Genomic DNA, 6,049 nt, shown 5'->3' with positions numbered 1-6,049 from the left:
AACTACTTTAAGTTAAATTCCACATCGAGCGTCTTATGACAATGAGGGCACTCAACATTCATAGAGCGGGCTAAGAAATCTTTTTTGCAAAAGGGGCACGTTACATTGATCCCCTTACTCGTCAGTATTTCTTGAGCTTTTCGCTTAGCGATTTCTTCTAGATTCATCATAATCACCTCCTTTCAGAGGCGATTATCTCACACAATCAAATGTCAAAGGACAGGAGGTAGCACGGTGAACGGTTTGATGATGGGAGATCAGGAAACATGAGCTTTCTTATTCCGGCGCTCTATCTGTTGGGTATGGTCGGCGGCGTAGTGGTTGTTTTCATCATTGATGGTGGAAGCCGGCTTCGATGGCTTTGGGCAGGTCTGGTAATTGCAGCACTCGTGCTAATTGCGATGCTTCTGACAAAAGTGCTCTAGACATTGCTGCGAAAAGCTGCCTGTACTCCTTGGGGGCAGTCAGAAGATAGCGCTGATTGTGGTCCACATCTAGAGCGTCTAGATTGCTGTTGGCGTCATATAGAGACATAAGCAACTCAGCACTGTCGGGTCCCATGTATTGGGCGTTCTCTAGTAGCAGCTTCATCAAGGCCCAGCGTACATCCGAGGAGTAGTGGCCAGGGTCGGCCCATGAAAGAGGCACGTGGACAAGCCAATCCATGAAGGGAATATACAAGTGATCATATCTTTCACGGGCGGCAGCATTCCTAAGCTCTACACGCTTCGTCGCTAGGCCGAAAAAGTACGTGGCTAAGACTACCAGCAGCGGTGTTGCTAGGGCAACCCACCCAGCATTCATTTCTCCACCTCGTTGTAGGGCGGGAAGTCCAGTAGCTCAGTAAGTGGCATTTCTAAACCACTTGCAATCTTACGAAGAGTCCCAATCTTTGGACTTGCACTGGCTCCTCGGAACATAGCATTCACAGAGGATTGCCCCATGCCAGAAAGAGTCGCTAGTCGATTGATTGTGAGGTTTCGCTCATCCAGTATTCCAAGTAATCGTTCGGCAATCAATTCAGAGTCTGTTTTCATAAGGTCAGCTCCTAGCAATGTATTGTTAAGCCAAGTGTATCAGCCGGAAAACAAAATCTGCGAAAGTAGCAAAACTTTGTTGACATTTAGCAAAAGGTTGCTACTATATATTTATAGGAGTTAGCAAAGTATTGCTAACTAGATGGGAGATGAGAACGTGAAAGCAGGAGAGTTAATCAAGTATTACCGCGATAAGACGGCAATGTCGCAGACGTCATTGGCCATTAAAAGCGGCGTATCCCAGACCACCATCAGCGCAATTGAACATGGCACTGACCCAACTTGGGAAAACATGAAGAAGCTGGCGCTGGCGCTGAACATTACAGTTGATGATTTGATGGGAACAGAGGTGAAGAACTAATGGAGATGCCAACAACAGTCGAGGAGCTACAAAGCTTCATCGACGAGCGAATCGACAACCACAAGGCAGAGCGTTCATCGGCTGCAGTCCGTGAGTTCAAGCGCGATCTTGAACAGTGGCTTGGCGAGATGCCAAACAAGGAACGTAATGCGAACCGATCGGCCGTGTATGCCTTGATTAAAACTCGCCTTGGTCTAAGAAGTATCCAGGCACTCAGCGACGATCAGGTCGCAGACGCAGAGAGCCTTCTTAATGGCTACAAAAAGTTGCTGGGGTAGCTATCCACATGTCAAAGAACGAGAGGGGGTGACGGCATGGAAGAGGAACGAATCGTGGCCAGCTTTTTGGAGCAAGGCCGGCGCAAGTGCATGGACTACCTCATTGAGACACATCAGGGGAGCGCACAAGCCATCAACATGGAGTGCTTAGCGATGACCGATATGGAAATCGCAAGTTGGTGCAAGGACGTGGCGATTGAACTCAAAGAGCAAATCGCTATGGCCTAAGTATACAGACGTATGAACGTATTTATGAGAGGGGTGTTATTCATGAAGACAATGCCACTGCAAGGCCGCTACACAATACGGCGGTCAATAAGGAGCCCGCGCACCTTGCGCCACGAGATGCAGCGGGTAGGCATGACCGGAGTCAACACGGCAAGGATGATTGGAGTTTCTCAACCGTCAATGTCACGCATGATGAATGGCAAGCAAGACATTCAGCTTGAGGACGCTGCCAAGATTGTTGAGCAGGCGCAGGACGCGTTCCTCGCATTGGATATGGCGCACCAATTCGTCCACGTCACAGCACCTGTTATCAATGGCGATGGAATTGTCAAAGAGCCATTGGCCATGGCAATCAGGCTGGTGCCCGAAATGCAGCAGGCCATCGAGGCAGTACAGAACTCATTCGATGAACTGACTACGCCAGCAGAGAAGGTGAAGGACACCAGCGACCCGCTTAACGCAGTCAACCAGTTACTCGATGCTCTGCTATACGGGAGCAACGCTGCGGCGTTCATCTGCGAGGAATTCGGCTGGTCGATGCAGTCCATGATGACCGAACGGGTCAAAGATTGGAGACGTCAAGGAATTGTAGGTGAATGATATGCAAGAGCTAAGCAATACAAGGAGGCTGGTCATCAAACGCAAGGCCCAGCGTGCAACGATGAGCATTCAGATGGCAGCAAAGTACATCGGCTGTGATGTGAACGCGGTCAGAATTTTGATTGATCTCGGATACATCAAGACTTTGAAGATTGGTGCGGTAAAGGTACCGAATTTTGAGCTTGAACGCTTCATGCGCGAGGCCACAGAGGAAGGCATCGACTACAACGCCATCATCACCAAATATAGAAAGGAACACGAACGAAAGGAGCAGGAAGCATGAGACACCCATGGATAAGCATTACAAACTGGTTTGAAGACTTCATGGCCAAGCACCCGAAGGCCGCGCAATTCGTCAACTGGTATGAGCCGGACATTGATCCAAGCGACCCGGCCAGCTACCCGGAAGAACACGCCGAGTTCTGGCAAAGCGCAAAAAAAGCCCCAGCGGAGGCAACCGCAGAGGCGAAAGAAACAAAGAAAAACATTATTTACCTCAGTTTATCACGCCAGCAACCAAAGCGAAAGGTGGTGCGCTGATATGGACGATGAACTGAACGCAGACCTCGAAGACTATTACGAGGACGAGATGCAGGACAAACTCACAGCACTGCTAGAAGCAACGGAGGAAAAGGCATGACAAATGAATTAACCGCACCACAAGACCTAAAGTATCAAGTCGATTACAAGCCAAGCACCATCACAATCAATAACTATGACGACCTAAAAGCACAGGTTGCGGCGTATGCGTCTAAGTACAGCAACTTGGTTGTGACTGACGGCACGCTCAAAGACGCGCAAGACTCACTGGCAAAGCTACGCAAGTTCAAGACTGCCATCGACACCCAGCGCAAGGAAGTTAAAAAACAATATAACCAACCGCTCCATGAATTTGAAAATCAAGTCAAAGTCCTGACTGGAGAAATTGACGCCACCATCGTTCCAATCGCTGACGCAGTCAAGACGCTTCAACAAGCGGCCGAAGACGAACGGCACGATAAGCTACTAGCTTACATTGCGGAACTTGCACCGTCTTACAAGATTGATGTCACGGACGTTGAGTTAGAGGACGGATGGGACAAAGTCAATATGTGGACGCCAACAGGCAAGCCAACGATTGGTCTCACCCGTGCGATCGGGGCCAAGCTGAAAAGCATGGTCGACCAACGCGAACGAATTGCATCGGATAAGGCGGCCACTAAGGCATACGCAGATGCCAACAACCTAGATGCCTATTCTTGGCTTCAAGAAATCGAAGCCGGTGCCACCTTTGCTGAACTCCGAGTTCGTATGGACGCGGCGCTGATGCAGCGTAAGAAGGATGAAGAACGCGCACAGCGCGCCAAAGAGGCCGCAGACGCGATTGCCAAGGCTAAGCAGGAACAGGTAGGCAATACCACGATTGACCGTGAGACGGGCGAAATTGTGCCACAGCCGGAGCAAACAAGCCTGATTGATGAAGAACCACAGCAACAAGCGCCGGTCTACACCCGTGCATTCCGCGTCACCACAACCGAGGAAAAGATGTGGGCACTGGCCGACTTCATGAAGGCCAACAAAATCAGCTACGAATCAATCAAGGAGGCATAACCATGAAACGCTCTGAAAAGACTATTGAACTCATCAAAGACATGCGCAAGTTTCGTACTCAAGTTAAGCAACCAGACAAGAACGCCACGAACCCATTTACCAAGTCGAAGTATTCTGACCTTTCAGCCGTCATCAAGTCCGTTGACGCTGGCATTCAAAACACCGGCCTCTCATGGACGCAGGACGTTTCAAACGATCAGGGCGGCGTCACAGTGCAGACCATCATCTTTCATGACAGTGGCGAATACATCGAGTTCTCACCACTGACTATGCCAGCAGGAAAGGGCACCGCGCAGGAGCTTGGGAGCGCTGAAACCTACGCACGGCGCTACACCCTCCAGACAGCCTTCGGGCTTGTCGGTGATGCTGACGATGATGGAAATGCCGCATCAAATCGCCAAGCCCAGCCTAAGCAAGAACAGCCACGGCGCGCACCAGCACGGCGTTATGAACAGCAGATCGTCCCGGCAAAGCCTACACAGCCTGCCGAACCTGTTGCTACTGCCGAGCAAAAGCAACGTTTGCTCGAGTCGCTCAAGGAGTTTGCCAAGGTGCGCGGCCTTGATGGCAATGATGTATTCACCACCGTAGTGGGCGAATCGAAGCTTGGACCGGTCAAGTGGGGACAGATGACAGAGGCACAATATCAAGCCGTATCTGACGCCTTCCACCGTATGTCAGCAGTTGCCCCGGATCCACAACCGGAGCCAGTTGCTGACGAACCAGTAGCCGAACCAGAGCTTCCATTCTAGGAGGCACAGCAATGACAAACGATAAAACAGGGTAGGGGGTGATCTGTTGGACTACTTCAAGCAAAGACGAGCTTACCGCAAATTGCTCACAGAAGAATTGAGCCTCTCATTAGGCCAGAACGTTTTGTATCGCGAACTATTGGACTACGCGAATGACGAAGGCAAGATAGACGAACAATTCAAGTTGCGCAATTCGGTATTGGCAAGTCGCACGTCACTAACGGAACAAGGCTTGAGCCAAGCACGTAACCGCCTAGTGCAGGAACACTTGATTGAATACACCCCAGGCAAAAAAGATAAAACAGCCCCAGCTTACAAACTAGTAAAACTCTACAAAGAGTTTACCAAGCCGTTGGGCAACAGCTTACCAGCTAGTTACAAACCTGTTGACCAGGTTGTTGGGTCATCTGTTGGTCAGGTCGTTGAACATAGTACTTTACTATTACCTGACAAAGACAAGACAAAAGATAAAAACCATAGTCCGGCTAGCGCCGAACCGCATGTCGACTTCGACAAGCTATTTGAATATCTCAACGAAAAGAGCGGCAAACACTTCAAGAATACGGCTACCAACCGGAAGCTAGTTCATGAGCGGCTACGGGAAGGCTTCACGCCAAAGGATCTTCAAACTGCCATCGACAACGTGACTGCGGGGTGGCTTGGCACTGACATGGAGCAGTACATCAGGCCGAGCACCATTTTCCGCGCATCGAAGTTTGAGGGCTACGTGAACAGCGTGCCGCGTGTGGCTAAACCACAGCAAAGCGGCGGCAAGCCCCAGCGGCAGGAGGCAACGCCGGAATGGATGCAAGCAGGCTACCAGACGCCAAAGCAAGAGGTCAGCGCAGACGCTAAAGCGGAGCTGGCGGAGCAACTCAAGGAATTAGAGCAGCTCAGGAAGGGGAATAAAGATGTTGACACCAAAACAATGGCGTGACAGGTACATCAAGATTCTGACGTTGATTGACCAGTCCCTAGACTACCAGGGGTGCCCGCCAACACTTGATAGCATGGGTGACAAGCTCCACTTGAGCAAATCATCTGTGCAGGTGGCGCTCGTGCATATGCGACGAAACGGACTGGTTAATTGGGATCGGAATGCGCCACGTTCCTTATGGGTCACCGAGAAGGGCGTATCCCTCTACGAGGAGGCACTACATGACTGACGGGGGACACAAAATAATTACATGGCTGTGCCTAGGG

Annotated in this window: 13 protein-coding genes; 10 read left to right on the top strand and 3 right to left on the bottom strand. The window is 50.5% G+C overall.

Features of this window, described 5'->3' with window-relative positions; translation table 11 throughout:
• Positions 1-2: 2 nt before the first annotated feature.
• From EKM90_RS12695 to EKM90_RS01045, 3 genes are all read right to left on the bottom strand, one after another.
• Positions 3-170, bottom strand: a complete 168-nt coding sequence (locus EKM90_RS12695) for a hypothetical protein (RefSeq protein ID WP_164507796.1) — start codon at positions 168-170, stop codon at positions 3-5.
• Between the two features lie 160 nt (positions 171-330).
• Entirely contained in the window at positions 331-804 is a 474-nt protein-coding gene (locus EKM90_RS01050; RefSeq protein WP_125579188.1) for a hypothetical protein, read from the bottom strand.
• A complete protein-coding gene (locus EKM90_RS01045; protein ID WP_125579187.1) occupies positions 801-1,037 on the bottom strand; it encodes a helix-turn-helix domain-containing protein in 237 nt (78 codons plus the stop codon). The genes EKM90_RS01050 and EKM90_RS01045 overlap by 4 nt, the downstream gene beginning before the upstream one ends.
• A 157-nt stretch (positions 1,038-1,194) precedes the next feature.
• Here EKM90_RS01045 and EKM90_RS01040 point away from each other — a divergent pair, with 157 nt between their 5' ends.
• From EKM90_RS01040 to EKM90_RS13225, 10 genes are all read left to right on the top strand, one after another.
• On the top strand, positions 1,195-1,398 hold the full coding sequence (locus tag EKM90_RS01040) for a helix-turn-helix domain-containing protein (RefSeq protein WP_125579186.1): 204 nt from the start codon (positions 1,195-1,197) through the stop codon (positions 1,396-1,398).
• Positions 1,398-1,676 (top strand): hypothetical protein, encoded by a 279-nt coding sequence (locus EKM90_RS01035; RefSeq protein ID WP_125579185.1) that lies wholly within the window; start codon positions 1,398-1,400, stop codon positions 1,674-1,676. The genes EKM90_RS01040 and EKM90_RS01035 overlap by 1 nt, the downstream gene beginning before the upstream one ends.
• Positions 1,677-1,712: 36 nt before the next feature.
• On the top strand, positions 1,713-1,904 hold the full coding sequence (locus tag EKM90_RS01030) for a hypothetical protein (RefSeq protein WP_125579184.1): 192 nt from the start codon (positions 1,713-1,715) through the stop codon (positions 1,902-1,904).
• Between the two features lie 42 nt (positions 1,905-1,946).
• Positions 1,947-2,504, top strand: a complete 558-nt coding sequence (locus tag EKM90_RS01025) for a helix-turn-helix domain-containing protein (protein WP_125579183.1) — start codon at positions 1,947-1,949, stop codon at positions 2,502-2,504.
• A gap of 1 nt (position 2,505) precedes the next feature.
• Entirely contained in the window at positions 2,506-2,787 is a 282-nt protein-coding gene (locus EKM90_RS01020; protein ID WP_164507794.1) for a hypothetical protein, read from the top strand.
• A complete protein-coding gene (locus EKM90_RS01015) occupies positions 2,784-3,044 on the top strand; it encodes a hypothetical protein (protein ID WP_125579181.1) in 261 nt (86 codons plus the stop codon). The genes EKM90_RS01020 and EKM90_RS01015 overlap by 4 nt, the downstream gene beginning before the upstream one ends.
• 96 nt (positions 3,045-3,140) lie before the next feature.
• On the top strand, positions 3,141-4,094 hold the full coding sequence (locus tag EKM90_RS01010; protein ID WP_125579180.1) for a DUF1351 domain-containing protein: 954 nt from the start codon (positions 3,141-3,143) through the stop codon (positions 4,092-4,094).
• 2 nt (positions 4,095-4,096) lie between these two features.
• The gene (locus tag EKM90_RS01005; RefSeq protein WP_125579179.1) at positions 4,097-4,846 is read left to right on the top strand and encodes an ERF family protein; all 750 of its coding nucleotides are present in this window, start codon (positions 4,097-4,099) and stop codon (positions 4,844-4,846) included.
• A 46-nt stretch (positions 4,847-4,892) separates the two neighbouring features.
• Positions 4,893-5,783 (top strand): conserved phage C-terminal domain-containing protein, encoded by an 891-nt coding sequence (locus tag EKM90_RS01000; protein WP_125579178.1) that lies wholly within the window; start codon positions 4,893-4,895, stop codon positions 5,781-5,783.
• Positions 5,758-6,012 (top strand): LexA family protein, encoded by a 255-nt coding sequence (locus EKM90_RS13225; protein WP_125579177.1) that lies wholly within the window; start codon positions 5,758-5,760, stop codon positions 6,010-6,012. Before EKM90_RS01000 ends, EKM90_RS13225 begins: the two co-directional genes overlap by 26 nt.
• Positions 6,013-6,049: the final 37 nt, after the last annotated feature.

It is taken from the genome of Lacticaseibacillus suibinensis (assembly GCF_003946175.1).
GTDB lineage: Bacteria > Bacillota > Bacilli > Lactobacillales > Lactobacillaceae > Lacticaseibacillus > Lacticaseibacillus suibinensis.
Note: the sequence above shows the minus strand (reverse complement) of the source record. Positions and strands in the feature narration are given on the sequence as shown.

Coding starts and splice junctions, on each gene's coding strand:
- EKM90_RS12695 (WP_164507796.1), bottom strand. CDS start 170: ATGATGAATCTAGAAGAAATCGCTAAGCGAAAAGCTCAAGAAATACTG.
- EKM90_RS01050 (WP_125579188.1), bottom strand. CDS start 804: ATGAATGCTGGGTGGGTTGCCCTAGCAACACCGCTGCTGGTAGTCTTA.
- EKM90_RS01045 (WP_125579187.1), bottom strand. CDS start 1,037: ATGAAAACAGACTCTGAATTGATTGCCGAACGATTACTTGGAATACTG.
- EKM90_RS01035 (WP_125579185.1), top strand. CDS start 1,398: ATGGAGATGCCAACAACAGTCGAGGAGCTACAAAGCTTCATCGACGAG.
- EKM90_RS01030 (WP_125579184.1), top strand. CDS start 1,713: ATGGAAGAGGAACGAATCGTGGCCAGCTTTTTGGAGCAAGGCCGGCGC.
- EKM90_RS01025 (WP_125579183.1), top strand. CDS start 1,947: ATGAAGACAATGCCACTGCAAGGCCGCTACACAATACGGCGGTCAATA.
- EKM90_RS01020 (WP_164507794.1), top strand. CDS start 2,506: ATGCAAGAGCTAAGCAATACAAGGAGGCTGGTCATCAAACGCAAGGCC.
- EKM90_RS01015 (WP_125579181.1), top strand. CDS start 2,784: ATGAGACACCCATGGATAAGCATTACAAACTGGTTTGAAGACTTCATG.
- EKM90_RS01010 (WP_125579180.1), top strand. CDS start 3,141: ATGACAAATGAATTAACCGCACCACAAGACCTAAAGTATCAAGTCGAT.
- EKM90_RS01005 (WP_125579179.1), top strand. CDS start 4,097: ATGAAACGCTCTGAAAAGACTATTGAACTCATCAAAGACATGCGCAAG.
- EKM90_RS13225 (WP_125579177.1), top strand. CDS start 5,758: ATGTTGACACCAAAACAATGGCGTGACAGGTACATCAAGATTCTGACG.